Genomic DNA, 25,623 nt, shown 5'->3' with positions numbered 1-25,623 from the left:
CCGCTGAGACTCGACACCCGTGGATCGGGCGTCGACCTGCAAGGGATATTCCCCGAATGGGTCCAGCCATGCCATGGCATATGACGGACGCTCGGTGAATCCCTGGTGAAGGCCTCGCGCGGAGGGTCCCGGGGGACGGGCAGGGCGTACGGGAACACGGGTACGGCGCGCCACGGAGGAGTCCGGGCGCGCCGCGAGGTGCCGAAGGGGCGTCAGAAAACCGCAGGTCAGGCGCCGTAAGGGGGCCTGCCGGGCGGAGTCAGCTGCCGTAGCGCCGGTGGCGGGCGGCGTAGTCGCGCAGGGCGCGCAGGAAGTCGACCTTGCGGAAGGCCGGCCAGAAGACCTCGCAGAAGTAGTACTCGGAGTGCGCGCTCTGCCACAGCATGAATCCGGACAGCCGCTGCTCTCCGCTGGTGCGGATCACCAGGTCCGGGTCGGGCTGGCCGCGCGTGTAGAGGTGCTCCGCGATGTGCTCGATGTCGAGGATCTCGGCGAGCTCCTCGAAGGAGGTGCCCTTCGAGGCGTGCTCCAGCAGGAGCGAGCGGACCGCGTCGGCGATCTCCTGGCGGCCGCCGTAGCCGACGGCGACGTTGACGAGTATCCCGTCGACGTCGCGGGTGGCCTCCTCGGCCTCCTTCAGGACGGTCTGGGTCCCGGCGGGCAGGATGTCGAGGTTGCCGACGTGGTGGACGCGCCAGCGGCCGTCGGCGGCGAGGCCCCGGACGGTGTTCTCGATGATGTTGAGCAACGGGCGGAGCTCGACCTCGGGCCGGTCCAGGTTGTCCGTGGAGAGCATCCACAGGGTGACGACCTCGACGTCCGTCTCGGTGCACCAGCCCAGCATCTCGGAGATCTTGTCGGCGCCGGCCTGGTGGCCCTGCACCGTCGTGCCTCCGGAGGCCTTGGCCCAGCGCCGGTTCCCGTCGAGAATCACACCGATGTGCTTGGGCGTCTCGTCATGGTCGATGCGGCCTTCCACCCGGCGTGCGTAGAGCCTGTACACAGGACGGCGTACCAGGTCGCGCAGCTTCACGATCTTCCAGCCCCTCCGAGCGATACCCCCGTGCGGAATGCGGTGGTCCCCCCCCAAGTCCACAGACCGCCACATTACTGCGCGACGGGATCCCGCATCCAACTCGGTCCTGTCACAAGTCCGTGATAGGGAGGACAACGTGACTGAAAACAATCCCTATCGGGCAGAGCCCTCGCGCTACGACTCCATGGAGTACCGGCGCACCGGCCGCAGCGGACTCAAGCTCCCCGCGATCTCCCTCGGCCTCTGGCACAACTTCGGCGACGACGCGTCCCTCGGGTCCCAGCGGGCGATCCTGCGCCGGGCCTTCGACCTCGGCGTCACCCACTTCGACCTGGCGAACAACTACGGCCCGCCCCCCGGCTCGGCCGAGCTGAACTTCGGCAAGATCTTCGCGCAGGACTTCGCGTCCCACCGCGAGGAGCTGGTCCTCTCCACCAAGGCCGGCTACCTCATGCACGAGGGGCCGTACGGCGAGTGGGGCAGCCGCAAGTACCTGCTCGGCTCGCTGGACGCCTCGCTGAAGCGGATGGGCGTCGACTACGTCGACATCTTCTACTCGCACCGCTTCGATCCGGACACGCCGCTCGAGGAGACCATGGGCGCGCTGGCGTCCGCGGTCCAGCAGGGCAAGGCGCTCTACGTGGGCGTGTCCTCGTACACCGCGGAGCAGACGGCCGAGGCGGCCCGGCTGCTGCGGGAGATGGGCGTGCGCCCCCTCATCCACCAGCCCTCGTACTCCATGATCAACCGCTGGACGGAGGAGGACGGCCTGCTCGACACCCTGGAGGAGGCCGGCATGGGCTGCATCTCCTTCGTGCCGCTCGCGCAGGGGCTGCTGACCGGGAAGTACCTCAAGGGCATCCCGGAGGGCTCACGGGCCACCCAGGGCAAGTCCCTCAACCCGGACCTGCTGTCGGACGAGGTCGTGCGCCGGCTGAACGGGCTGAACGAGATCGCTGCGCGGCGCGGGCAGACGCTGGCCCAGCTCGCACTGAACTGGGTGCTGCGGGACGAGCGGATGACCTCGGCGCTGATCGGCGCGTCGAGCGTGAAGCAGCTCGAGGAAAACGTGGCTTCCCTGTCCGGCGCACCGCTGTCGGAGCAGGAGCTGAAGGAGATCGACTCCTTCGCGGTGTCCACCCCCGGCGCCAACATCTGGGCCCAGCGGGGCTGACCTGCGCCTTTGCCCGGCACTGTGCGGGGACAAAAAACGGGCCGGTCCGTGGGGGGGATACGGACCGGCCCGAGGGGGGGGGTTCCACCATAACCCTTCGTAAAGCGTGCTGCGCGCATCACCGCGACACGATTACGCTCCGGAGCCGTCCGGGAGCACTGCGCAGAGCCGAAACGGCCCCACAGCCCTTGCGGGGCCCGGCGGGAGCCCGTACGGACCAACTTCCCACCGTCCCTCCCCAGGGGGACCCCGACGGGTGCGCCGGCTTGACGCCGAAGCCCGGACCGCGGGGTGGGTCGGACCCTAGGGTGGGCCGCATGGGGAACAGGGAACGGTGGCGGGACGGCGCGGCCACGCTCTACATGGAACGGGGGCCGGAGCCCCTGGAGGTGGCCGCGGAGGTGGCCGCGGGGGTGGCCGCGGAGGTGCCCGTGGAGGTGCCCCTGGAGGTGGCCGCCTCCTACCGGGCCCGCACGCGGGGCCTGCTCGGGCGGGACGGGATCGAGGGGGCGATGCTCCTGACCCCGGCCTCGAGCGTGCACACCTTCCGGATGCGCTTCGCCATCGACGTGGCCCACCTCGACCGCCGGCTCACCGTCATCGCGCTGACCACCATGGTCCCGGGCCGGCTCGGCCTCCCCCGGCTGCGCGCCCGCCACGTCCTGGAGGCCGAGGCCGGAGCCATGGCCGCCTGGGGCCTGCGCGTCGGCTCCCCGCTCCGGGTCCGTCTCACCACCGGCTAGGCGCCACCCTGCACCGGCGGTAGGTTGGGGCGGTTGAGCTGGGGTGGCAGGGGAGCGGCATGACCGAGAACGCGCGCATCAAAGCGCTGGAGCAGATCATGCCGGCGACCCACGGAGCCGACGAGGACATCGACTGGCAGGCGGCCGAGGCCGTCTGGGGCAGCCGTTTCCCCGCCGATTTCATCGCCTTCATGGGCCGCTTCGGCGCGGGCTCGATCAACGGCGAGGCGAGCGTGCTGCTGCCGCTGCCCAAGCCCGGGCTCCAGTGGGACCCGGCCCAGATGGCGGAGGAGACGGCCAACGCCCGCCAGGTCTGGGAGGCGGAGGGCGGCCGGGCCGCCTTCGACGTGGACCCGGAGTCGATCCTCGCCTGGGGCGTCACCGGCGGCTCCGACATCCTCTGCTGGCTGACGACCGACCCCGACCCCGACCGCTGGCCCGTTCTGGTGGTCGGCCGGCACACCGCCGACTCCTTCGCGGTGTACCCGTACGGCATGGCCGAGTTCCTCTACCTGCTGTGCAACGACGAGTTCGACGTGAGCCCGGTCAGCATCACCTTCTGGGACGGCGGCCACCTCAGCTTCGTGCACTGGCAGAAGGCCCAGCGCCGCTGGCAGGAGGGGCGCAACCCCGAAACGGGCGAGCCCGATCCGTACGCGGGCGACTTCGCGGACTGAGAACCGCCCGCTCGCGCCCCGACCCCCCTCCCACCCGTTTCCACCCGTTCCGCGCCACTCCATGGCCGGAAACGGGCGTTTCGGCATGTCTACGCGCGTCCGAATTGTTGATCACATATCGGAAAACACCATTCCGAAATGCCGCAGTTGGAGCATTGACCACAAGTGCCGCCCCAATGGAACCAACCACCCTTCCTCAGGAGAGAATTCCGGCCAACGGGCCACTGAGGGACACCACAGCCCGGAGTAACTCATAAGTAATAACGGGACTCAAAAGAAAATCAGAGGAATCCACCCGTGCGACGAAGAATCTTCAGCGCGGCCGCCACCACGGTCGTGCTCGGTCTGCTGATACCGCTGGCCGGCTGCGGCAGCTCCGGCGGAAGCGCTGATGACGGCGGTACCCTCCGCCTCGTCGCCGCCGAATACGGGGACAACCCGGCAACCAGTTCCAAGGCTTTCTGGGACAAGGTGACGGCTGATTTCACCGCCGCGAACCCCGACATCAAGGTCCAGGTCCAGCTCCTGCCGTGGGCCGACATCGACCGCGAAGTCTCCCGCATGGTCAAGTCCGGCAACGCCCCGGACATGGCGCTCATGGGCGGCTACTCGGACTTCGCGGCGCAGGGCAAGCTCTATTCCGCGCCCGAGCTCCTCTCGGTCACCGCCGAGGCGAACTTCCTCCAGCCCCTCTCCGACGCCGGTTCCGTCCACAACACCCTCTACGGCCTGCCCTTCGTGGCGAGCAGCCGCCTCCTCTTCTACAACGAGGAGCTGCTCACCGCCGCCGGGGTCATCCCGAAGGACGCCAAGAACGGCTGGCAGCCCAAGACCTGGTCGGACCTGAAGGCCGCGGCCACGGCGCTCAAGGCCAAGGGCGTGAAGACCCCGCTCGCCCTGCCCCTGGGCCCGGAAGAGGCGCACGCCGAGGCGATGATCTGGGAGCTCAGCAACGGCGGTGGCTACGCCGACAGCAGCGGCAACTACAGCCTGGCCTCCGACCAGAACATCGCGACCTTCAAGTGGATCAAGCAGCACCTGGTCGATCCCGGTCTGCTCGGCCCCACTCCCCCGTCGCAGCTCAACCGCGCCGACGCCTTCGGCGCTTTCACCCGCGGCGAGGTCGGCATGCTCAACGGCTACCCGCAGCTCGCGCACGAGGCGCGCGCCAAGGGGATCACGGTCGGCGCCGTCGCGATGCCCGTCTCGGACACACTGGGCTCCGGGGAGGTCCCGCCGAACGTGGGCGTGGCCGACTGGATGATGGCCTTCAAGCAGAACGGCCACCGCGACGAGATCGGCAAGTTCCTCGACTTCGTCTACCGGGACAAGAACCTGGCGGACTTCGCCGGCCGCTACCACCTGCTGCCGTCCACCGTCTCGGCTTCCCGCACGCTGGCCGGGTCCTCGGGCATGGACAAGAACGACCAGCAGTTCCTGAACGCCCTGCGCGGCGCGCAGCTGTACCCGGTCAACGACCCGTCCTGGGTGGTGATCAGCGACACCATCAAGCGCAACATCGGCCGCGCCGTGGACCCTTCCGGCGACCCGAAGACCGTCCTGGAGGAGATCGCCGCCAAGGCGAACGACGCCAAGAAGGGGCGCTGACACAGCGCTCTGGCGACACGGTGCCCTGCCGACACGGCGCCCTGCCGACGCAGCGCCCTGCTGACGCCGAAGGACCCCCGAACGCCCCTGTCGAAAGGGACCTTCGCCCCCTGCCGCACCCCACCCCGGGCGGCATCATGGCTGGTACGGCTTTGATCCAAGGCCGAGGCCCAGTCGCCCGCGAGCGCCCACAAGGCGCGCGGGGCGGCCGGCCCACCTCCTCCGGGAGGCCCCACTCGGCTCGATCAGCTCGCGCCCTGATTCTTCGGCGTGAACGCCGTGCGGTACTGCTCGCAGCTGGAGTCCCACGGCAGGGACCCGGTGAGGGTGCCGTAGCCGGTGCGGGTGACCGACCATTCCACCGTGTAAGTACCGGTGTCACACTTGATGCGCTTGCCGCCCGGAACCTTCGTACGGCCCGTCGCGGGCCGGTTCTCGAGCTCCTGGTGCACCCGCGCCACCTCGGAGCGCCGGGCATCGCGCAGAACGGCGTGCAGGACGAGCGCCTGCTTGCCGTCCTTCGTCGTCAGCACCTTCTTGACCCCCTGCGAATCCGCCACGGACCACGCGAACTCGTACCCGGGCTCCCAGGCCAGGGTCTTGGGGTCGCCGACCTTGCGCTCGTACTCCTCGGCGCCCTTGGGGCCGGGGCGGGTGATCGTCTTGTACTGGATGGAGGGGTGGAAGCGGAACTGCGCCTCCACCTTGTGCATGTCGTCCTTGGTCCACATCGACTTCATCGACTTCTCCCCTCCGCTCGGATCCTGGAGGTACGCCGCGCCGTCCGCGGCGGTGGCCGCGCCCGAGAGGGCCGGGGCGAGGGCCGCCGCGGCGGCGGCGAGGACGAGGGCGGCGGTGCGGGTGCGGTTCATGCCCGGACCAACGGGACCCTCCGGCGGGCCGGAACGACGCCGGGCGCCCTTTCACCCGTACGGGATCCGGCCGGGCGGTGGTGGACGAGTGTTACGCCTGACCGGTTTCGAAGCGGCTGATGCGGCCGCCGCCGGGGGCGATGACGAACCGCCAGGAGGTGCGCATCTCGCCCCAGGTGTCGTTGCGGTAGCCGACGGTCAGGGTGCGGCCGCCGTCGGACTCGGACTGGACGTCCATGGGGCCGCCGGAGTCGAAGATCTCCCGGTCGATCCACTCGTGGAGGTCGCGCTCCGTTCCGTCGTCGGACGGCGTGTCAGGCGCTGGGGCCGGTGACCACCGGGAAGCCGGTGGGCCGGCCCTGTTCCTTCAGCCAGGCGAGGACCTGGTCGAGGGCTTCGACGCTCTGGGTGCGGTCGCCGCCGCCGTCGTGGAAGAGGACGGTCGGACCGTTGCCGATCTCGGCCTTGACCGTGCCCACGATCGCGGCCGCGCCGGGCTTGCTGAAGTCCTTGGTGTCGATGTTCCAGCCGAGCGGGCGCATGCCGTTGGCGGCGGCCAGGGCCCGGCTCTCGGGGGTGAACGCGCCGCCGGGGGCCCGGTAGTACTCCACCTTGGCGCCGCCGCCCGCGGCGTCCTCGATCTGCTTCTTCGCGTCGAGGATCTGCTGCTGCTGGTAGGCCAGGGGCTTCTTGTCCATCCCCGTGTTGTGGTCCATGGTGTGGTCGCAGAGCCGGTGGCCGCCGGCGACGACCTTCTTGACCACGTCGGGGTGGTCCTTGGCCTGCGGTCCGATCATGCAGAAGACCGCCTTCACGTCGTACTTCTTCAGTACGTCCAGCACCTTCGGGGTCCACTGGGGGTCGGGCCCGTCGTCGATGGTGATGTTGACCGCGTTGCCGCCGCTCTCCGACGCGTGGGCTATGCCGTCGGGGACCTGCCCGCCCGGCTTCCCCGGCGCCTGGGGCTCGGCATCCCCCTTCGCGGGGTCGTCGGTCTGCCGGGAGACGTTCTGGTGGTTGGTGTCGTGGCCCGGGTCGACGAGCGCCGTCACCCCCCATGCGGTCGCGGCCACCGCCGCCACCGCTCCAACGACGGCGATCCGTGCCTTCGTACCCCGCATCTGCGTGCGCGTCATGAACCCCATCTGGTGTCTCAACTCCCCATATCCACGTCCGCCGTGTGACCTCGCACTGGTCAGGACGTCGGGCGGGGATGCGGGGTTCCAGCCGAATGGCCCATAAATTCCGGGTTGTAGGACTTTGGTCCTTCATCGTCCCGAATTCCGTCCCGACCGAAACCGAGGACGATCGGACCTGCCTCATACCGGACATCTCGACCCCAAGGCCCGGGCTCGAGCCGGAGGTTCGCCTACTCATGCGCAAGGCGGCAAGCACTTCCTGATCGCCCCGTCGGTGACGGCATGCCGGAGCGGTTGGGCAAGGCCCCGCGCAGCGGCCCACCGCCCGGCCGCAGCCGACCCCCCGCGTGTCCCGCCCAGGGCGTGCAGATGGGCCCGGCCCGGAGGATCCGTAGATCCACCGAGCCGGGCCCACCACACCCACGCGCGAGCAACTCAGTGCACGACGGCCGCCTCCGGCGCCACCTCGGACTTCGCCGATCCGCCGCCACCGGACGCCCCGGCCGGCCCGGCGCCCCGCAGGGGGACCTCCTTGACGAACCAGGCGGCCGCGAAGCCCAGTACCGCGATGCCCGCACCCAGCAGGAACGCCGAGTGCGTACCGGCGGCCACCGCGTGCTGGTAGGCGTCCCGGACGACCTCCGGAAGCTTCGCCAGGCTCGCCGCGTCGAGCTGGGCCGAGCCCGCCTTGGCCGCCGCCTCCGGACCGAGCCGGTCGGTCATGGTGCTGGTGACCTGGCTGGTGAACAGGGAGCCCATCAGGGCCACGCCGAAGGAGCCGCCGAGCGTACGGAACAGGGTCGCCGAGGAGGACGCGACGCCCATGTCCTTCATCTCGACGCTGTTCTGCGCGACCAGCATCGTGATCTGCATCAGGAAGCCGAGACCGGCGCCGAGGACGGCCATGTACACACCGGACATCAGGCGGCTCGTCCCGGTGTCCATGGTGGCGAGCAGGAAGAGCCCGACGACCATGAGCCCGCCGCCGATGATCGGGAAGATCTTGTACTTGCCGCTGCTGGTGGTGATCCGGCCCGCGACGAGCGAGACGACCATCATCGAGAGCAGCATCGGCAGGAGCAGCAGGCCGGAGTTGGTGGCCGAGGCGCCCTGGACCGACTGCTGGAAGAGCGGCAGGTACAGCACGCCGCCGAACATCGCGAAGCCGACCAGGAAGCCGATCACGGACATGAGGGCGAAGTTGCGGCTGCGGAAGATGTGCAGCGGCATGACCGGGTCGGCGGCCTTGGTCTCGGCGTAGAGGAACCCGGCGATGGAGGCGATGCCGACGGCGATCAGGCCGATGATCTCGGCGGAGCTCCAGGCGTACTCGGTGCCGCCCCAGGTGGTGACCAGGACGGTGGAGGTGATTCCGATGGTCAGCAGTGCCGCGCCGAGGTAGTCGATCTTGGGGCGTTCCCCGTGGGTCTTCTTCGGGAGGTGCAGCACCGCGGTGACCATGGCCAGGGCCACGGCGCCGAGCGGGAGGTTGATGTAGAAGGACCAGCGCCAGCCCATGTGGTCGGTGATGGTGCCGCCGACCAGCGGGCCGCCGATCATGGCGAGGGCCATCACGCCGGCCATCATGCCCTGGTACTTGCCGCGCTCGCGGGGCGGGATCAGGTCGCCGATGATCGCCATGACGCCGACCATCAGACCACCGGCGCCGAGGCCCTGGATCGCGCGGAAGCCGATGAGCTGGCCCATGTCCTGGGCCATGCCGCTGAGCGCGGAGCCGACCAGGAAGATGACGATCGAGGTGAGGAAGGAGCCCTTCCGCCCGTACATGTCGCCGATCTTGCCCCAGATGGGAGTGGAGGCGGCGGTGGCCAGGGTGTAGGCGGTGACGACCCACGAGAGGTGTTCCAGGCCGCCGAGCTCGCCGACGATCGTGGGCATGGCCGTGCCGATGATCATGTTGTCGAGCATGGCCAGCAGCATCGCGATCATGAGCGCCATCAAGACGACCCGCACGCTGCGCGGCTTCACCTCCTCCGAGGTGTCCGTCTTGATCTTGTTCTCCACCATGTTCCACTCCCCTGGCGCATGCGCACCGGCCCTGGGACTTACTTGCCGACCGGCTAGTTCACTACACTGGGGAAGGTAGACCCGTAACTAGCCGGGCGTCAAGTAAGTAAGTCAGGGGAGAGTCATGTCCAGCAGCAGTCCGCAGCAGCGCCGCGGCGATACGCGGCAGCGCATCCAGGACGTCGCACTGGAACTCTTCGCCGAGCAGGGGTACGAGAAGACGTCGCTGCGGGAGATCGCGGAGCGGCTCGGGGTCACGAAGGCGGCGCTGTACTACCACTTCAAGACCAAGGAAGACATCATCATCAGCCTGTTCGAGGACCTGACGCGGCCCATCGACGAGCTGATCCAGTGGGCGGAGGAGCAGCCGCGCACGCTGGAGATGAAGCGTGAGGTCCTGCGCCGCTACAGCGAGGCGATGGCCGGCGGCGCCTCGCTGTACCGCTTCATGCAGGAGAACCAGGCCTCACTGCGGGAACTGACCATCGGCGAGACGGTGAAGAAGCGGCTCTTCGCCCTGGTGGAACTGCTCCGGACCGGCCAGGAGGACGCCCCACTGGCCGATCAAGTGCGGTGCGTGAGCGCCCTGTTCACGCTGCACGCGGGAATGATGTTCCTCCAGCACGTGGAGGGCGACCCGGAGGAGACCCGCCAGGCCGCCCTGGAGGTCGCGACGGACCTGATCACCCAGGCCCACGGGCAGGCGTAGCCCCTCCCCCGGGCCACCTCGGACCCGCCTCGGACCCACCTCAGCCCCCCTCGGCCCCTTCCCGGGCCCCTTCGTTCACTCGATCGAACGAATGCAACCCCGGATGGTTACTCTCCGTAGTCATGTCGGCTACTTTTGGTGATGCGCGCTGCGGAACGACCGTGGCGCCCGAGCCGAAGGGACCGCCGTCATGATGCGTCTCGCCCTCACCACCGTCGCCGCCGCGGCAGCCGTCTTCGCCACCGCGCTCGCGCCGCAGGCGCCCGCCCCGGCCGCTCCTCTCTCCTACGTCGCCCTCGGGGACTCGTACAGCGCCGCCTCCTTCGTGCGCCCCTGGAACACCGACGGATGCGGCCGCTCCGAGCAGGACTATCCGCACCAGGCCGCGCGGCGGCTGAAGGTGAAGCTCACCGATGTCACCTGCTCCGCCGCGGAGGTCAGAGCGGGTCTACTGGGCCCGCAGTCCGAGCTGAAGGGGCCACCATCCGTGCCGCCACCGGGCGGATGGGCCGCCAAACCGGCGCAGATCAAGGCCGTTACGGCAGCCGCCGATCTGGTCACGGTCGGCGCCGGCGGCAACTCCGTGGGCTTCGCCGAGATCGTCGAGGCCTGCGTGAAGCGGGGCCTGGCCACTTTCGGTACGGGCTCCCCGTGCGCCGATCACTACGCGCGGGGCAGGGGCGCCGCGGGGCTCGACGCCCGGTTCACCGCGCTGGAAGCCGATTTCGCGGCCCTGTTGAAGGAGATTCGCACGCGCGCACCGCGCGCCGGGGTGGCGGTCGTCGGGTATCCGGCCGTCGTGGACAGCTCCGCGGGCTGCGGGTGGGGGTCCTGGCACCAGCTCGGAACCGTCGCCAAGGGAGACATGCCCTGGCTCGACTCCGTGGAGCGCCGGCTCAACACCCTCCTACGGGAACAGGCCCGCCGGAGCGGCGCGGTGTACGTGGACACGTACTCCTCCAGCACCGGGCACGGGGTGTGCGCGGGCGCCGAGCAGCGCTGGATGTACGGGATCAAGGACAGTCTGACCGGGCCGGGCGAGCAGAGCGATCCGCCCTCCGAGCTCTGCCGCTCCATCCCTGCCCGGGGCGAGGCCTGCACCGTGCTGCACCCGAACCTCCGCGGAGCCACCCACCAGGCGGACCGCGTCACCGAGGCCCTCACCGCGCTGGGGGCGTCCAGGACCTGACATTCAAAACCCGACATTCAGTACGCTGGCCGACATGTTGCTCACCGGAAAGACCGCCGTCGTCACCGGGGCCAAGCAGGGGCTCGGACTTGCCATCGCGGAGCGCTTCGCGAAGGAGGGGGCGCGCGTCGTCCTCGCGGACGTCCTGGACGCGACGCGGGAGGCGGCGGAGCTCGGCGGGTGTTTCGTCCGCACCGATGTGAGCGAGGAGACCGAGGTCGCCGCCCTGATCGCGCACACCGTCGCGGAGCACGGCGGGGTGGACGTCCTGGTCAACAATGCCGGGATCGAGTTCGCCAAGACCATCCTCGACACCACCGTCGAGGAGTGGGACCGGCTGATGTCGGTGAACATGCGCGGGGTGTTCCTCTGCTCCAAGCACGCCGTCCCGGCCATGACCGCCGGGGGCGGCGGGGTCATCGTCAATCTGGCGTCCGAGCTCGGTGTGGTCGGTGACGCGGGCGTGGCGGCGTACTGCGCCTCCAAGGGCGGGGTGATCCAGCTGACCAAGGCGACGGCCATCGACCACGCGAAGGCCGGCATCCGCATCAACGCTCTCTGCCCGGGACCGATTTCGACGGAGCTGCTGGAGGGGGTCTTCCTCTCCAGCCCGGACCCGGAGGCCATGCGCGCGGACTTCGAGGCACGCACCCTCCTCGGACGGCTCGGCCGCCCGGACGAGGTGGCCTCCGCGGCCCTGTTCCTGGCCTCGGACATGTCCTCCAACATGACCGGTGCCAGCCTCGTCCTCGACGGCGGCTGGACCACCCGCTGACGGCGGGCCGGATCGGGCTCAGGAGCCCGCCGCGGCCGCGGCCCGCGCTTCCAGCCCGTCTGCCCGGCCCGTCAGCTCGGTCGCGTCGGCGTCCCAGGTCGGGCCGTATGCGTAGAGGCGCGGTGGAACCGATCCACCGGCATCCCGTACGGTCGGTCCGTGATGATCACATCGGGCGAACCGCGCAACCTCGGCCGTCCCGCCCCCGAGGCGCGGTTGCGCTTCGGGACGGAACTGCATGAGCTCGGCGGCGGGCCGCGGCGCCGCTTGCTCATGGTCGACGACGAGCCTGCCTTCGAGCTCAGCTTCTACTGCGGAACGTGCCCGTTCCTGTTCCGCCGGTTGGAGACCGCGGGCGAGAAGTTGTCCCTGGAGAGCGTGCAGGAACGGCTCACCGGCGCACTGGACGATCCGGACGACGGCGGCGTGATCGAGGCGTTCGGTGCGTTGCTGCCGGAGGGCGAGTACCTTCCGCTGCTCTTGAGCGTGGAACCACGGCTGATCATCCCCGGTGGGGAAGGTGACTACTTCAGCGGCGAACAGGTCACCTCGTGGGGGATCAATCAGTTCTGGGGCCTCCCCGAATACCCGCACACCCCGTACTACCGGACCTTCGAGACCGCCGTCGACGCGGACGCCCACCTCTACGAGTTCGTCGTGCCCATGGTTCCCCCGACGTTGAACGACAGGGAGCGCGTCGAGGAGTACGTCGCGCTCATGGAGCAGGGAACGGTCCCCACGGCGGTGGCGATCTCCACGCTGGACGTGTGTCAGCCCGCCATCAGCTTCGGAGATGACCCCTCCGTGCACTGGGGCCTGACCCACTTCCTCCTCGACGGCCACCACAAACTGGAGGCTGCCGCCGCAGCCGGCCGGCCGGTGCGGCTCCTCTCGCTCCTGGCCCTGGGCGAGAGCCTGGCCGGAGCGGAGGACTCCGCCCGACTGCCGGCCCTGCGCGCCCGACCCCGCTCGGCCCGGATCAGCTCGCCTTCGGCGACGCGTTGATCCGGGGTGTCGCCCGGCTCGTTGGTCAGCGAACGAGCGGATCCTCCTGCAGAGCCTTCAAGGAGAGCGTGACCTGTCCGGAGCGCGTGTCGGCAATGATCACCTCAGCGGTGATCCGTCGGCCGGCTTCGGCCGCCTCGGAGGGGTGGCTGATCCAACCCCACGTCAGGTCCGGCACCCGGATGAAGCCGGTGCAGAGGCCGTCCGGTTCGCCGTCGACGTGGACGAAGACCCCGAAGTCGTGCACCGCGGACACCGTCCCGGTCACGACCTGCCCCGGTTCGAACGCGAGGAGGAAGGCCCGCAGGGCCGGGATCTCGCACGCCCTGGCGGAGAGGTGCAGCTGATCGCGCCAGCGTCCGGTCTCTTCGGCCTCGACCTCCTGGCCGACCTCGAACAGCTCGGAAGGATGCTCCGTCCAGCGCATCGACGCCTCGTGGTGAGGAATCCGCGCGATCTCGGCTTCTCCGTCTTCGACTCCAACGACCTGCACCAGGACGTCCGTTCCGTCGAACCCGGTGACCTTCACCGTCCTCACGACGCCCGTCCGGAGCTGGTCGATCAAGGACTGCATACGAGGATCACGGGTCGGCTCGGACATGGAGGTCAGGCTAGTCGGCGCCGGCCGCACGTCTTGGCTCGTTTCCTTACGGTTCGACCTCGCGCGACGCCCCGAGGGTCAGGTCGCGGTGGGGATGTGGCAGCTGACGGGACACAGCGCGCGCCCATGCTCCTCGTACAGCCTGGCGAGTCTGTCTTCTGACGGTGCTGCGCCCGTGTCGGCGGCTGTCGCTCCTGCCGCAGGCCGTGGGCGAACCAGCAGGGAAACGGCCTCGAAGGCGGTTGGTGATCCGCTCGCCTTACGTCCGAGGTAATCGTCTCGGCGTGCCCACGCCGGCAAGGTTGGTGATCTCTTCGCGTCGCAGGACGCGGACCAAGACGGAGAGGTCAGCCATGTCCCTAGCCACACCTCCGAACACGCTCACTGTGGTTGAGGAGTTGCTGCGCAGAATCGGCGCGGGCAACCCCGAGCGCATCGCCGAGCTGTACGCCGAGCAGGGTGATTGGAAGCTCGACTGGCCGGAGGCCGAGCACGGCCGTACTGCCACGCCGTGGATCCGTCACCGGTCCACCCGGGCCGACGCGGTCGCCCACTATCGCGAGCTTGCCGAGCACCACGTGCCGGAGCACGTGGCGACCGAGGTCGAGCGCATCCTCGTCGACGGAAACGACGCGGTCGTGCTGGGTGAGATTCGTCAGACCGCCCGGCCCACCGGACGGGCCTACAAGGCGCGGTTCGCTCTGCATCTCACCGTCGTGGACGGCCTTGTCACCCGGCACCACGTCTACGAGGACAGCCTGGCCGTCGCCCAAGCATTCGAAGCGCAGGAAGCGCAGGAAGCGAAGGACGCCAAGGATCAGTGAGCCCGAGATCATTCATTGCTCGAGATCCGCTTCGATGCACGGCCTAGCGGGGCTCCCGGGACTCCCGCCAGCGGGTGAGTTCGGCTTCTACGTCGAATTCCTTGAGGTTCAGCGGAGGGCCGGGCGGGGGCCTGCGCAGGGTCGCGCGGATCTTGTCGTTGATCTCCGTGAGGAGGGCGCGGACCTGGCGTTCGGTGCGGGCGGCCTTGACCGCCTCCCGGGCGTCCTCCGCCTCCTTGCGCAGCGCGAGCGCCGGCGGGAGGACCGCGAAGCCCTCGCGGTGCAGTTTGCCCTTGATCCACCACAGCTCGTCGTACGGGGCGTCGAGCGAGGCCAGCGGCTTGCCGAAGCCGGGCAGTTCCGCGAAGTCCCCGCGCTCCCCCGCCTGTCTGATCTGGCGGTCCACGAAGGATTCGAAGCTGACACCAGGCGGTTTGCGCTCGGTCACGTTGCCTCCCAAGGGGTCCCCGCCAGCATAACTCCGGCCTGACATCGGCCTCAGAGACGGCGGTCCGACTCCTTGATCGGGATGTCGTTGATGCTGGCCTCGCGGCGGCGCATCAGGCCCGCGGCGTCGAACTCCCACTGCTCGTTGCCGTGGCTGCGCCACCACTGGCCGCTCGCGTCGTGCCACTCGTACTCGAAGCGCACGGAGATGCGGTTGTCGGTGTACGCCCACAGCTCCTTGCGCAGCCGGTACTCCAGCTCGCGCTCCCACTTGTCGGCGAGGAAGGCGCGGATTTCGTCGCGCCCGTTCAGGAAGCGGTCGCGGTTCCGCCAGGCGGAGTCCTCGGTGTAGGCGAGGGCGACGCGTTCGGGGTCGCGGCTGTTCCAGGCGTCCTCGGCGGCCTGCACCTTGGCGCGGGCGGACTCCTCAGTGAAGGGCGGCAACGGCGGTCGCAGGGAGGAAGGAGAGGAAGGAGAGGAAGGAGCGGCAGTCACGAGGGCACCTCTCGGCGTCAGCTGGACGTGGATGAGAACGGCCGTTCTCATCGCTGCCTCGAGAGTAGAGAACGGCCGTTCTCGACGCAAGGGATTCTGGTCTACGCTGCTGTCATGCCCACAGCCCCCGCCCCGATGAACGACGAAGAGGCCCGCACGCGCCTGCTGGACGCCGCGGAGGCGCTGTTCTACGCCGAAGGCATCCAGGCCGTGGGCATGGACCGCATCCGCACCGAGTCGGGCATCCCGCTCAAGCGGCTCTACCGCCTCTACCCGTCCAAGGAATCCCTGGTCACCGCCTATCTGGAGCGCCGCGACCGGCGCTGGATGGCGAGCCTGAGCGCAGCGGTCGCCGCAGGGCGGGCCGACCCGGTCGGGGCGGTCTTCGAGTGGCTCGCGCAGTGGTTCTCGGAGCCGGACTTCCGCGGCTGCGCGTTCCTGAACGCGTACGGGGAGCTGGGCGCGGGTCCCGCCGGAGTGCTGGACGTCGTACGCCGTCACAAGGCGGAGCTACGGGCGCTGCTGGCCGGCATCGCCGGGCCGGGCCGGGAGGGTCTGGCGGAGCAGTTGCTGCTGCTGGTCGAGGGGGCGACGGTGGTCGCGGCCCTGGAACCGGGCCCGGGGGCGGCGGTGCGGGCGCGCGAGGCGGCGTACGTCCTGATGCAGGTGGGCGGAGGGATTCACGCGGCTGCCGAGTGACCGGTTACGCGTCGTACACAACCAGGTTGCATTGTCAGCTTTTAACTGGTGTTGGGACTTTTGTCCACCGGAAGACCGCATTCGGCGGTCGCCCTCCGGTTCCGTCGCTTTTCCTCGCGGAGGAAACACCCTTGTCTGCTTCCCGCTGCACGTCGGCCGCCCTGGTCGTCGCGGCCGTCACCGCGACCTGCCTGCTGCCGGCCGTGCCGGCTTTCGCCGCCGGCTCGCCGCACATCCGGTTCTCCCAGCCGTACGTCCCCTCGATCGCCGCCGGAAAGACCGGCCGTGTGGTGATCGTGGCGGAGACCAGCGGCGATCCGGCACACAGCAGCAGCTTCCGGATCACCGCGCCGGAGCGGACGACCTTCCCCGAGGCCCGCTTCTACTGGAACGGCGACCGCGCGGGCGCGCCCTGCACCCTCTCGGGCAACGCCCGCCAGCTGACCTGTGACGCCGGGACCCGGGCGGGCTTCGCCTTCCCGGCGCAGAGCGACACCCGGCTGGGCGTACTCGTACGGGTGGACGCGGACGCTCCCGAGGGAACGACCCTCGACGGCGGCGAGTGGGCGGCGGCCGGTGCCTCGCCCGGTCTGTACGCGGTGTCCACCCCGGTGACCGGGCCCAAGGGCGACGACGGGCACGACGGGCACGACGGGCACGACGGGAAGCCGGGCCACGACGGGAAGCCCGGCCACCACGGCCGCCCCGGCCCCAAGGGCGACAAGGGTGACCAGGGCGAGCGCGGCGAGAAGGGCGAGCGCGGGGACCGCGGCGACCGCGGCGAGAAGGGGGACCGCGGCGAGAAGGGCGACCACGGGCCGAAGGGTCCGCAGGGACCCAAGGGCGACAGGGGCCCCAAGGGCGACACCGGCCCCGCGGGCCCGAAGGGCGACCAGGGACCGGCCGGAGGCCCCCAGGGCCCGAAGGGCGACACCGGCCCCGCAGGCCCGAAGGGCGACCAGGGCAACGAGGGCCCGACGGGACCGGCCGGCGTACCCGGACCGGGCGGAGCGCAGGGCCCCAAGGGCGACACCGGCCCGGCCGGCGGACCCAAGGGCGACAAGGGCGACAAGGGCGACCGCGGTGACCGCGGCCCGGCCGGACCGACGGGAGCGCGCGGACCGGGCGGACCGAGGGGCGAGCAGGGCCCGAAGGGCGACCGCGGCCCCGGCGGACCGAAGGGCGAGCACGGCCCGAAGGGCCAGCAGGGTCCGAAGGGCGAGCGCGGACCGGGCGGACCCAGGGGCGAGCAGGGTCCGAAGGGCCCGAAGGGCGACCAGGGCAAGCCCGGAACGTGCAAGTGCGGCAAGGACCACGGCGGCAAGGACCACGGCGGTAAGGACCACGGCGGCAAGGGCGACAAGCCCGGCAAGCCGAAGGCCCGCATCGTCAGCGACAAGCTGCACGTCCGCACCGGCCCCGGCACCCAGTACAAGAAGACCGGCGTGATCAAGCACGGCACCGAGGTCCAGGTGCAGTGCAAGACCAACGGCACCGAGGTCGACGGCAACGCCATTTGGTACAAGCTCGCCGACGGCCGCGGCTGGATCGCCGCCCGCTACGCCGCGAACCTGAACCGCATCCCCACCTGCTGACCCGGCACCACCCACCCTTCGGTGCGCATCGAGGCCCCCGAGCCCCGATGCGCACCGAAGTCGTTTCCGCCCCCGTGGGAGACAGCTGCACGGACAACGAAATCCGCACCACCGATCCATTCGGACCGTCAATCCCCACCCTCAACAGGTAGTTGAACAAAAGAAACCGAAGAGTAGCCCTTGTGCCCCCACCGCCCCCGCGGGCAAGATCTAGCCCTTGTACGCGGTTCAGAAGGGCACAGCCAGTGGTGAGCAAAAGGGCCGGCAGCGACGGAGGCGGCCTGCGCGCCGGCACCCTGGGGACGTTCGACTCCATCGTGATGGCGGTCGCGGGCTGCGGGCCGGCGTACACCGTCGCCGCGACGATCCCGGCGCTCATCGCCACCGTCGGGGTCGCGAGTCCCGCCGTGCTCCTCTACTGCGCGATACCGATGATCGGCATCGCGCTGGCCTTCCGTCATCTGGGACGTCTCGACGTCAACGCCGGGGCGAGCTACGCCTGGGTGGCGCGCACCCTGCATCCCTTCCTCGGTTTCCTCAGCGGCTGGGCCCTGGTCGTCGCCGCGACGGCCTTCCTCGTGTCGGCCACCCTCCCGGCCGGCAGTGCCACGCTCGCCCTCTTCAGCCCGGACCTGGCCGCGGACACCGGCCTGGCCACGGCCGTCGGCGCCGGCTGGTTCCTGCTCATGGCGGGCGTGGTGGCGCTGGGCGCCCGGATCAGCCCGTACACCCGCCGCATCCTCACCGGCGTCCAGCTCGTGCTGCTCCTGGCCTTCGCCGTCGCCGCGCTGGCCAAGGACGGGAACGCGGCGGACTTCTCGCTCTCCTGGTTCGGCTTCGGCCACTTCGACGCCTCGCACAGCTTCGTCGCCGGTGCGCTGATCGCGGGCGTCAGCTACTGGGGCTGGGACGTCTCCAGCAATCTCAACGAGGAGACCCGCACCAGTCGCCGTTCCTTCGGCTTGGGCGGCCTGATCGGAGTCGCGCTGTCGTTCGCGGTCTTCGTCGTCTTCACCATCGCCACCAACATCCTCATCGGCGCGGACGCGGTACGGAACAACCCCGACGGCTTCCTCTCCGTGCTCGGCGACGCCGTCTGGCCGGGCTGGGGCGGCCGGCTGCTCGTCCTCGCCGTCGTGCTGTCCATGGTCGCCACCCTGGAGACGAGCCTGCTCCAGGCGACCCGCACGCTCTTCGCCATGGGCCGCGACCGCACCGTGCCCGCCGCGTTCGGCCGCATCCACCGCGACTGGCAGACGCCCTCCGTCGCCACCGCCACCGTGGCGGCCGTGGCGCTGCTCCTCGTCGCCGTCTCCGCCACGGCCGGCTCCGGCACGCAGTTCGTACGGGACGCCGTCAGCGCCATCGGCCTGCACATCGCCTTCTACTACGCCCTCGCCGGCCTGGCGGCCGTGGTGGCCCATCGCAAGGTGCTGTTCAGGTCCGTGGGCACCTTCGTCTTCGTCGGGGTGTGGCCGCTCGGCGGAGCCCTGTTCATGATCTGGATCTTCGCCATGTCGGTTCCGGAACTGACCGGCAGCGCCCTCGCCATCGGCCTCGGGGCGCTCGCACTGGGGCTGATCCCGATGACCTTCTCCCGGCTGCAGGGGGTCTCGTACTTCAGGCCCAGGCCGCTGGATCCCGAACAGGACGCCTTCTACGAGGAACAGGGCTCCGGACCGGTCCCCGGACCGGGCCTCGCGGCGGCCGAACGGCGGGACGACGTGCTCACCGACTTCTGACGCCACGCCGAGCACCGGCAGCGGCGCCTGCTGGTGCACGTGCACGCCGGCACCCGCGTCGTCGTCCACCCCCACCGATCCGAGGAAAGTCCATGGCACCCTGGCCGCGCCGCCGCCGTTCCGGAGCACCGGTCTACGACCAGGCGTTCGGCGACCGAAGCCTGGAGCAGTGCCGCCAGGACATGGTGATGGGCCGCTGGGAAGGGGCCCGCGACCTCCTGGCCGAGCACCCCCGCGACGACTGGGACCGGCGCGCGCACCGCATCCGGCTGCTCGCGGACGCGGCGGCGAGTCGGCGCACCGTGGACGTCTGGTACGCCGCCGACCCCAGCAGTCCGGACGCGGCCGTCCTGCGCGCGGAGACCGAGGTGATGCGGACGTTCGCCGCGGCGCGCAGCGGGGCGATGCCCGCGAACGACAGCCTGGACCAGGTGGCCGGCCTCTGTCTGCGGGCCGCCGAACTGGCACCCGAGGACCCGTACCCGTACGTCTCCCTCGTGACGCTGGCCAGGCTGTACGACCGCGGCGACCCGAACATGGGCCACTGGTGGAAGGAGCTCCGCGCCCGCGACCCCTACCACCGGGAAGGCCACCACCAGGCGCTGCGCTACCTGTCCCCGCGCTGGCACGGATCGAACGGCGAGGCCAACAACTTCGCCTGGGACGTGGCCGTCTACGCCCCGCCCGGTACACCGCTCGTGGTGCTGCCGCAGGTGGCGCGGGCGGAGCAGTACCGGCACCAGATGGAGGCGGAGGGGCGCACCGCGATCGGCCTGGCCTACCACTGGAGCGGGGACCGGGCGCGCTGGGACCTGCGCAACGCGCTCGACCATTGGATCGCCCACCGCACGGTCTCGTACGCCCAGGACGTCGCCGACCTGAACCACCTGGCCCACGGTCTGGTCCACGCGGGCATGGAGGCGCAGGCGCCGGCCGTCTTCGCCCTGCTGGACAACCGGGCCACGCGGGTCCCGTGGTCGTACAGCGGCGACGCGGAGAGCCTCTTCGTCCGCTGGCGGGACAAGGTGCTGGACCAGCGGTAGAAAAGATCTTGAAAGTTCTCGGCGGGGGATGTCGAGAACCCGTGCCCTGCTCCGTCTCCTCAGTGGAAGCGGCCAGAATGGGCCGCACGGCACGGAGGAGACCATCATGGCCAAGTACCTGCTTCTCAAGCACTACCGCGGCGCCCCGGCTGCCGCCAACGACGTCCCCATGAGCGAGTGGACGCCGGAGGAGATCACGGCCCACATCCAGTACATGCGCGACTTCGCGGACCGGCTGGAGGGCACCGGCGAGTTCGTCGACGGTCAGGCGCTCGCCCCCGAGGGGACCTGGGTCCGCTACGACGGCGAGGGCCGCCCGCCGGTCACCGACGGCCCCTTCGCCGAGACCAAGGACCTGATCGCCGGCTGGATGGTGATCGACGTGGACAGCTACGAGCGCGCCCTCGAGCTGGCCGGGGAGCTGTCGGCGGCCCCCGGTGCGGGCGGCAAGCCGATCCACGAGTGGCTGGAGCTGCGCCCGTTCCTGGCCGCGCCGCCGACCGTCCCCGAGTGCCACTGACGTGGACGAGGCCCTGCTCCGGAGCCTCACCCCGCACGTCCTCGGAATCCTCGTCCGCCGCGGAGCAGACTTCGCGGCGGCCGAGGACGCCTTCCAGGAGGCACTGCTCGAAGCGGTGCGCGTCTGGCCCGAGGAACCGCCGCGGGATCCGAAGGCCTGGCTGATCACCGTGGCCTGGCGCCGGTTCCTCGACGCGACGCGGGCGGACACCGCCCGCCGCCGGCGCGAGGACCGGGTGGAGGAGGAACCGGCGCCGGGCCCCGCGCCCGCGGTGGACGACACGCTCCAGCTGTACTTCCTGTGCGCGCACCCCTCCCTGACCCCCTCCTCCGCCGTCGCGCTCACACTGCGCGCGGTCGGCGGACTCACGACGCGCCAGATCGCCGCGGCCTACCTCGTCCCCGAGGCCACGATGGCGCAGCGCATCAGCCGCGCCAAGCGCACCGTCTCCGACGTCCGCTTCGACCGCCCCGGTGACGTCGGCACCGTCTTGCGCGTCCTCTACCTGGTCTTCAACGAGGGCTACTCCGGCGACGTGGACCTCGCGGCCGAGGCCATCCGCCTCACCCGCGGCCTGGCGGCCTCGATCGACCACCCCGAGGTGTCGGGGCTCCTCGCCCTGATGCTGATCCACCATGCGCGGCGCGCCACGCGCACCACCCCCGACGGCACGCTGATCCCGCTCGCCGAGCAGGACCGCAGCCGCTGGGACCGGACGCTGATCGCCGAGGGCATCGGCATCCTGCATGCCGCTCTCGCCCGCGACCGACTGGGCGAGTTCCAGGCGCAGGCCGCCATCGCGGCGCTGCATGCCGACGCGCAGACCACCGAGGAGACCGACTGGGTGCAGATCGTGGAGTGGTACGACGAGCTCGTCCGCCTGACCGACAGCCCGATCGCCCGCCTCAACCGCGCCGTGGCGGTCGGCGAGGCCGACGGCCCGCGCGCCGGCCTGGCGGCGTTGGCAGAGCTCGACGCCACGCTCCCCCGCCACACCGCGGTCGCCGCGTACCTCCACGAGCGCGACGGCGACCTGACCGCGGCGGCCCGCCTGTACGCCGAGGCGGCCCACCGGGCCCCCAACCTCGCGGAACGCGACCACCTGACCCGCCAGGCGGCCCGCCTGAACTCCGCCCGCCGCGACTGATCCACCGCGCACCGGGGACTGCTCCGTGCATCAGTCGGCGGCGTCGCCCGGCCCGTGGTCGTAGCCGCCGCGATGCGTGAGGACCTCTTCCATGTGGCCCTCCGCCCAGGCCTTGATCCCCTTCATGAGTCCCTGGAGCGAGCGGCCGAGATCGGTCAGCTCGTAGCTGACGGTGACGGGCACCGTGGGGGTCACGGTCCTGGTCACCATCCCGTCGCGCTCCAGTGCGCGCAGCGTCTGCGTCAACATCTTCTGACTCACGCCCGAGATCCGGCGTTGCAGCTCGGAGAAGCGCATGGGCTGCGGCTCGTCGCCGGGGGTGGTCCCCGGGCCGTCCCCGCCCAGGGCGGCGAGCACGAGGGCGACCCACTTGTCGGAGATGCGCTCCAGGAGTTGGCGGCTGGGACATTGCGCGAAGAACGCGTCGTACTCCGCTTTGGCTGCGGCCCGCCGCTGGGATGCGGTCGTGGTCGGCATAACTCGCCTCTCCGCTCGGTCACTTAGGCACTTCCAGGTGCCTACTTCCTGCCGGGAAGCAGGTTCCTCCATGGTGGTGACACATCCAAGCGATGACAAGAACTCCTCACCAGGCATCCACGAAGGAGCAGTTGACCATGCAGAAGATGACGTCCCGGCGGGCCGTGGTCCGCGTCCCGTCCGGCCCCCGGTCGATCGAGACCGTCACCGTCCCACTGGCCGAGCCGGGGCCGGAGCAGATCCGGGTCACGGTCGCCGCCGCGGCGGTCAACCCGGTGGACCTGGGGGTGGCCGGGGGTGTCTTCCACCGGCTCGGCCTGGTCGACCAGCCTCGGCACACCGGGCTCGGCTGGGACTTCGCCGGCACGGTCGATGCCGTCGGACCGGGCGTCGAGCTGCGGGTCGGCACGCGGGTCGCCGGGTTCCTCGACGGATTCAACCGCGACCACGGATCCCATGCCGAACACCTCCTGGTCTCCGCCACGAAGGTCGCCGTCGTACCGGACACCCTGGACCTGGTCGAGGCGGCCGTGGTGCCGCTCAACGCCACCGCCGCGGCCCAGCTCGTCGACCTCCTCGGCGAGGCGCCCGGCGAGGGCCGTCGCCTGCTGGTGACCGGCGCGGCCGGTGCGGTGGGCGCGCATGTCGCCGTACTGGCCCAGGACCGCGGCTGGCAGGTGACCGGGATGGCCCGAGCGGCCGACGAGCCGTTCGTACGGGGCCTCGGCGCCGACTTCGCCACCGGGGTCGGGCAGGGCTGGGACGCCGTCGCCGACGCCGGAGCCCTTCAGGAGGACGCCCTGCGGGCGGTGCGCGACGGTGGCCGTTTCGTAGGCGTACAGCCCGCGTTCCGGCTTCCCGAGGAGCGCGGCATCGCCGTCGAGGTCCTGTTCGCCCGCCCCGACGGCCCGCTCCTCGCCCGCCTGCTCGAGCGGGCGGCGACGGGGGAACTGCCGACTCGCGTCCACGCCGTCACCCCGCTCGCCGAAGCGGCCGACGCCTACGAGGCGATGGCCAAGGGCGGCGTACGCGGCCGGATCGTCCTCGTCCCCTGACCACCCCTACGTCCACAACGCTTCCCTCACCGAACAGGACAGCCGATGCTCACCACCCTTGCCACCGTTCTCGCCGGCCTGCTCGGCGCGGCCCTCATCGTCATGGGCACGATGGCCATCACGATGCCGCAGAACGCCAGCGGCTTCGGCATTCCCGATACACCGGTCGACGACCCCGCCTTCCGGTCCTGGCTGCAGGTGAAGGGTGCGCGCGAGATCGTGTGCGGGATCTTCATGTTCGTACTGATGCTCGTCGCGCCGACGTCGGTGCTGGGTTGGTACCTGCTGACGTTCGCGGTGATGCCGGTCGCGGACGCGGTGATCGTGCTGCGCAGCGGCGGGCCGAAGGCCACCGCCTACGGCGTCCACGCCGCGACGGCGGCGGTCATGGTGGCAACCGCCATCGGCCTCCTGCTCTGACCCCGCCATGGCAGGGTGTGGCCCATGGAGCCGTTGAGAGTCGTAGAGATGCTGTGGGACCGGATCCAGGCGCGGGACTGGGACGCCGTCGCCCAACTGGTCGCGCAGGACGCGGTCGTGGAGTGGCCGGTCAGCGGCGAACGCATCGTGGGCAGCAAGAACTACGTCGCGGTGAACCGTGAGTATCCGGAGGGCTGGACCATCCGCGTGCTGCGGATCGTCGCCGCCGGCGACCAGGTCGTCTCCGAGGTGGAGGTCCCGCACGAAGGCCTCGGGGTGTTCCGTGCGGCATCGTTCTGGACCGGCCGCGACGGACGGATCGTCCGGGGGACGGAGTACTGGACGAGCCTGGGCGCCGACCCGCGCCCGGAGTGGCGGGCCGCTTTGGTCGAACCCCTGCAGACGGACACCGCGGGCTGAGATCGAGCAGCACCACCTGACGGAGCCGGTGCCTGTGCCGGTCAGGACGCGGGCGCGCCCTGCTTCGGCTTCCGCTTCACCCCGGCCACGTCCGTCTCCTCCGTCTCCAGAGCCCCGAACGCTTCGACGGTGACGCCGCTGCCGGTTCCCGTGACTTCCAGGGCCAGCCGGCCTCCCATCATGCGCAGGTCGACCCGCGCCCGGGGCGCGCCCGCGTGGTCCGGCATCCGGTGGATGCGTGCCGCCGGGTAGCCGAGCTCCGTCAGCTTCTTGTGCATCGCCTCGTAGCCGGCCGCCTTCGTGTTCTTGAACGCCTCGCTGACGCGCTGCGCCTCCTCGCCGCCGAAGCACTCCTCATGAGCGTTCAAGGGCACCTCCTCTTCCGGGTTGGGCGGAGTGAAGTCGGGGTCCGGCTCCGGCGGCGCGGGAGCATCCGGCAGGGGGACCGGCGTACGTCCGCCCGCGTTCGGAGCACCGGGCGAAGTCTCGCCCGGCCCGTCCATCCGCTCCGGAGCGCCGGGCTCCCAACCCGGCAGGTCCTCGGACTCGGGCGTGATCCCCCCGGAGGGCAGCTCCTTGGGGAGCGGGCCCTTGTCGTTCGCGACGTACTGCTCGCAGCGCGGCACGTCCCGGGTCAGCAGCTTCATGAACCGCAGCTCCTGATCCTCGTCGCTCGCCGCAGCATCCGGCACGGTTGCTGCCGCCTGGACGCCGCTGCCCGCGAGGGCCTGATCGGTGGTGGCGCTCCGGGTACCGCAGCCGGACAGCACGACGCAGCCGAGTACGGCCAGCAGCAGGGACTTCGGGAGGAGGAGTGATCGCATGCCCGCATCATGCGGGGCCCGGTTCACCGGCCACATGAGTACGCCTACTCACCTCACCCCGAGCAGGTGGGGGCGAGGCACCCGGCGGCCCCCGCCACCGGCAGGCTCGCCCAGGTCCGCGTCCCGCCACCGGGTTCCCGGGACTCCCCGAACCCCCAGGCCCCGCCGCCCGAGTTGCCAAACAACCCTGTCGTAACGAAGACGCGTCTAGGACACAGCCGTGACCACGGAGCTCCTGCGGGGTACAGCCTTCTCCCGTCGGCAGGCCTCACCAGTGCGGATGGCGCCCTCGTCCGACTGGTGATCGAGAGTCCTGGCCATTTACGTGTGGAGGTACTCGCTCATGTGCCTACCGGTGG

At 70.6% G+C, this 25,623-nt stretch carries 27 protein-coding genes and 1 pseudogene; 18 read left to right on the top strand and 10 right to left on the bottom strand.

Annotation, left to right across the window (positions count from 1 at the left end; all coding sequences use genetic code 11):
* Positions 1 to 259: 259 nt before the first annotated feature.
* Positions 260 to 1,033, bottom strand: a complete 774-nt coding sequence (locus ACFVX6_RS14615) for an isoprenyl transferase (RefSeq protein ID WP_389691310.1) — start codon at positions 1,031 to 1,033, stop codon at positions 260 to 262.
* 139 nt (positions 1,034 to 1,172) lie between these two features.
* Here ACFVX6_RS14615 and mgrA point away from each other — a divergent pair, with 139 nt between their 5' ends.
* The 4 genes from mgrA (at position 1,173) to ACFVX6_RS14595 (ending at position 5,238) form a co-directional block, all read left to right on the top strand.
* Positions 1,173 to 2,210 (top strand): L-glyceraldehyde 3-phosphate reductase, encoded by a 1,038-nt coding sequence (gene mgrA / locus ACFVX6_RS14610; RefSeq protein ID WP_389691308.1) that lies wholly within the window; start codon positions 1,173 to 1,175, stop codon positions 2,208 to 2,210.
* A 317-nt stretch (positions 2,211 to 2,527) separates the two neighbouring features.
* A complete protein-coding gene (locus ACFVX6_RS14605; RefSeq protein WP_389691306.1) occupies positions 2,528 to 2,953 on the top strand; it encodes a DUF192 domain-containing protein in 426 nt (141 codons plus the stop codon).
* 59 nt (positions 2,954 to 3,012) lie between these two features.
* Positions 3,013 to 3,630 carry an SMI1/KNR4 family protein gene (locus tag ACFVX6_RS14600; RefSeq protein ID WP_389691304.1) on the top strand — a complete coding sequence of 206 codons (618 nt, stop codon included), beginning with the start codon at positions 3,013 to 3,015 and terminating at the stop codon, positions 3,628 to 3,630.
* 297 nt (positions 3,631 to 3,927) lie between these two features.
* Positions 3,928 to 5,238 (top strand): extracellular solute-binding protein, encoded by a 1,311-nt coding sequence (locus ACFVX6_RS14595; RefSeq protein ID WP_389691302.1) that lies wholly within the window; start codon positions 3,928 to 3,930, stop codon positions 5,236 to 5,238.
* A gap of 245 nt (positions 5,239 to 5,483) precedes the next feature.
* On the opposite strand, the gene ACFVX6_RS14590 is transcribed toward ACFVX6_RS14595, so the two are convergent.
* The 4 genes and pseudogenes from ACFVX6_RS14590 to ACFVX6_RS14575 all read right to left on the bottom strand — a co-directional run bounded on the left by ACFVX6_RS14590 (position 5,484) and on the right by ACFVX6_RS14575 (position 9,277).
* A complete protein-coding gene (locus tag ACFVX6_RS14590; protein ID WP_389691300.1) occupies positions 5,484 to 6,110 on the bottom strand; it encodes a hypothetical protein in 627 nt (208 codons plus the stop codon).
* A gap of 91 nt (positions 6,111 to 6,201) precedes the next feature.
* Positions 6,202 to 6,423: pseudogene (locus tag ACFVX6_RS14585) on the bottom strand (nuclear transport factor 2 family protein); the annotation flags it as partial.
* 1 nt (position 6,424) lies between these two features.
* On the bottom strand, positions 6,425 to 7,246 hold the full coding sequence (locus ACFVX6_RS14580; protein ID WP_389691298.1) for a polysaccharide deacetylase family protein: 822 nt from the start codon (positions 7,244 to 7,246) through the stop codon (positions 6,425 to 6,427).
* Between the two features lie 438 nt (positions 7,247 to 7,684).
* Entirely contained in the window at positions 7,685 to 9,277 is a 1,593-nt protein-coding gene (locus ACFVX6_RS14575) for an MDR family MFS transporter (RefSeq protein WP_389691296.1), read from the bottom strand.
* A 124-nt stretch (positions 9,278 to 9,401) separates the two neighbouring features.
* Here ACFVX6_RS14575 and ACFVX6_RS14570 point away from each other — a divergent pair, with 124 nt between their 5' ends.
* The 4 genes from ACFVX6_RS14570 to ACFVX6_RS14555 all read left to right on the top strand — a co-directional run bounded on the left by ACFVX6_RS14570 (position 9,402) and on the right by ACFVX6_RS14555 (position 12,955).
* Positions 9,402 to 9,986, top strand: a complete 585-nt coding sequence (locus ACFVX6_RS14570) for a TetR/AcrR family transcriptional regulator (protein ID WP_267038404.1) — start codon at positions 9,402 to 9,404, stop codon at positions 9,984 to 9,986.
* Between the two features lie 190 nt (positions 9,987 to 10,176).
* Positions 10,177 to 11,175 carry an SGNH/GDSL hydrolase family protein gene (locus ACFVX6_RS14565; protein WP_389691294.1) on the top strand — a complete coding sequence of 333 codons (999 nt, stop codon included), beginning with the start codon at positions 10,177 to 10,179 and terminating at the stop codon, positions 11,173 to 11,175.
* Positions 11,176 to 11,209: 34 nt separating this feature from the next.
* Positions 11,210 to 11,950 carry an SDR family NAD(P)-dependent oxidoreductase gene (locus ACFVX6_RS14560; protein WP_389691292.1) on the top strand — a complete coding sequence of 247 codons (741 nt, stop codon included), beginning with the start codon at positions 11,210 to 11,212 and terminating at the stop codon, positions 11,948 to 11,950.
* Between the two features lie 162 nt (positions 11,951 to 12,112).
* Positions 12,113 to 12,955 (top strand): hypothetical protein, encoded by an 843-nt coding sequence (locus tag ACFVX6_RS14555; protein ID WP_389691352.1) that lies wholly within the window; start codon positions 12,113 to 12,115, stop codon positions 12,953 to 12,955.
* A 25-nt stretch (positions 12,956 to 12,980) separates the two neighbouring features.
* Here ACFVX6_RS14555 and ACFVX6_RS14550 read toward each other — a convergent pair whose 3' ends face one another.
* Complete coding sequence (locus ACFVX6_RS14550) at positions 12,981 to 13,556, bottom strand: S1 RNA-binding domain-containing protein (RefSeq protein WP_389691290.1); 576 nt, start codon at positions 13,554 to 13,556, stop codon at positions 12,981 to 12,983.
* A 353-nt stretch (positions 13,557 to 13,909) separates the two neighbouring features.
* On the opposite strand from ACFVX6_RS14550, the gene ACFVX6_RS14545 reads away from it, so the two are divergent.
* Positions 13,910 to 14,380 (top strand): nuclear transport factor 2 family protein, encoded by a 471-nt coding sequence (locus ACFVX6_RS14545; RefSeq protein WP_389691288.1) that lies wholly within the window; start codon positions 13,910 to 13,912, stop codon positions 14,378 to 14,380.
* 43 nt (positions 14,381 to 14,423) lie between these two features.
* On the opposite strand, the gene ACFVX6_RS14540 is transcribed toward ACFVX6_RS14545, so the two are convergent.
* Together ACFVX6_RS14540 and ACFVX6_RS14535 are read right to left on the bottom strand one after the other, a co-directional pair.
* Complete coding sequence (locus ACFVX6_RS14540) at positions 14,424 to 14,828, bottom strand: DUF1992 domain-containing protein (protein ID WP_389691286.1); 405 nt, start codon at positions 14,826 to 14,828, stop codon at positions 14,424 to 14,426.
* Between the two features lie 50 nt (positions 14,829 to 14,878).
* Positions 14,879 to 15,271, bottom strand: coding sequence for a nuclear transport factor 2 family protein (locus ACFVX6_RS14535; protein ID WP_389691284.1), 393 nt, complete (start codon positions 15,269 to 15,271; stop codon positions 14,879 to 14,881).
* A 165-nt stretch (positions 15,272 to 15,436) separates the two neighbouring features.
* Between ACFVX6_RS14535 and ACFVX6_RS14530 the strand changes: the two genes are divergently transcribed.
* The 6 genes from ACFVX6_RS14530 (at position 15,437) to ACFVX6_RS14505 (ending at position 22,068) form a co-directional block, all read left to right on the top strand.
* Complete coding sequence (locus ACFVX6_RS14530; RefSeq protein ID WP_389691282.1) at positions 15,437 to 16,021, top strand: TetR/AcrR family transcriptional regulator; 585 nt, start codon at positions 15,437 to 15,439, stop codon at positions 16,019 to 16,021.
* A gap of 131 nt (positions 16,022 to 16,152) precedes the next feature.
* Positions 16,153 to 17,616, top strand: a complete 1,464-nt coding sequence (locus tag ACFVX6_RS14525; RefSeq protein WP_389691280.1) for an SH3 domain-containing protein — start codon at positions 16,153 to 16,155, stop codon at positions 17,614 to 17,616.
* Between the two features lie 248 nt (positions 17,617 to 17,864).
* Positions 17,865 to 19,358, top strand: a complete 1,494-nt coding sequence (locus ACFVX6_RS14520) for an APC family permease (RefSeq protein WP_389691278.1) — start codon at positions 17,865 to 17,867, stop codon at positions 19,356 to 19,358.
* A gap of 92 nt (positions 19,359 to 19,450) precedes the next feature.
* The gene (locus ACFVX6_RS14515; RefSeq protein WP_389691276.1) at positions 19,451 to 20,401 is read left to right on the top strand and encodes a hypothetical protein; all 951 of its coding nucleotides are present in this window, start codon (positions 19,451 to 19,453) and stop codon (positions 20,399 to 20,401) included.
* Between the two features lie 106 nt (positions 20,402 to 20,507).
* Positions 20,508 to 20,921 (top strand): YciI family protein, encoded by a 414-nt coding sequence (locus ACFVX6_RS14510; protein ID WP_389691274.1) that lies wholly within the window; start codon positions 20,508 to 20,510, stop codon positions 20,919 to 20,921.
* Between the two features lies 1 nt (position 20,922).
* Positions 20,923 to 22,068: an RNA polymerase sigma factor gene (locus ACFVX6_RS14505; protein ID WP_389691272.1), complete on the top strand. Its 1,146-nt coding sequence runs from the start codon at positions 20,923 to 20,925 to the stop codon at positions 22,066 to 22,068.
* Positions 22,069 to 22,098: 30 nt separating this feature from the next.
* Here the strand turns inward: ACFVX6_RS14505 and ACFVX6_RS14500 are convergent, their stop codons facing one another.
* On the bottom strand, positions 22,099 to 22,545 hold the full coding sequence (locus ACFVX6_RS14500; protein ID WP_389691270.1) for a winged helix-turn-helix transcriptional regulator: 447 nt from the start codon (positions 22,543 to 22,545) through the stop codon (positions 22,099 to 22,101).
* A gap of 137 nt (positions 22,546 to 22,682) precedes the next feature.
* Between ACFVX6_RS14500 and ACFVX6_RS14495 the strand changes: the two genes are divergently transcribed.
* From ACFVX6_RS14495 to ACFVX6_RS14485, 3 genes are read left to right on the top strand one after another with little or no spacing between them, the layout of a single operon-like run.
* A complete protein-coding gene (locus tag ACFVX6_RS14495; protein ID WP_389691268.1) occupies positions 22,683 to 23,600 on the top strand; it encodes an NADP-dependent oxidoreductase in 918 nt (305 codons plus the stop codon).
* 45 nt (positions 23,601 to 23,645) lie between these two features.
* The gene (locus tag ACFVX6_RS14490; protein WP_389691266.1) at positions 23,646 to 24,020 is read left to right on the top strand and encodes a DUF4267 domain-containing protein; all 375 of its coding nucleotides are present in this window, start codon (positions 23,646 to 23,648) and stop codon (positions 24,018 to 24,020) included.
* Positions 24,021 to 24,044: 24 nt separating this feature from the next.
* Positions 24,045 to 24,440, top strand: coding sequence for a nuclear transport factor 2 family protein (locus ACFVX6_RS14485; RefSeq protein WP_389691264.1), 396 nt, complete (start codon positions 24,045 to 24,047; stop codon positions 24,438 to 24,440).
* 41 nt (positions 24,441 to 24,481) lie between these two features.
* Here the strand turns inward: ACFVX6_RS14485 and ACFVX6_RS14480 are convergent, their stop codons facing one another.
* Complete coding sequence (locus ACFVX6_RS14480; protein ID WP_389691262.1) at positions 24,482 to 25,264, bottom strand: hypothetical protein; 783 nt, start codon at positions 25,262 to 25,264, stop codon at positions 24,482 to 24,484.
* Positions 25,265 to 25,623 lie beyond the last annotated feature (359 nt).

This window comes from Streptomyces sp. NPDC058289, assembly GCF_042880975.1.
Classification (GTDB): Bacteria; Actinomycetota; Actinomycetes; order Streptomycetales; family Streptomycetaceae; genus Streptomyces; species Streptomyces stoeckheimensis.
This window is presented reverse-complemented; position numbering and strand designations above follow the sequence as displayed.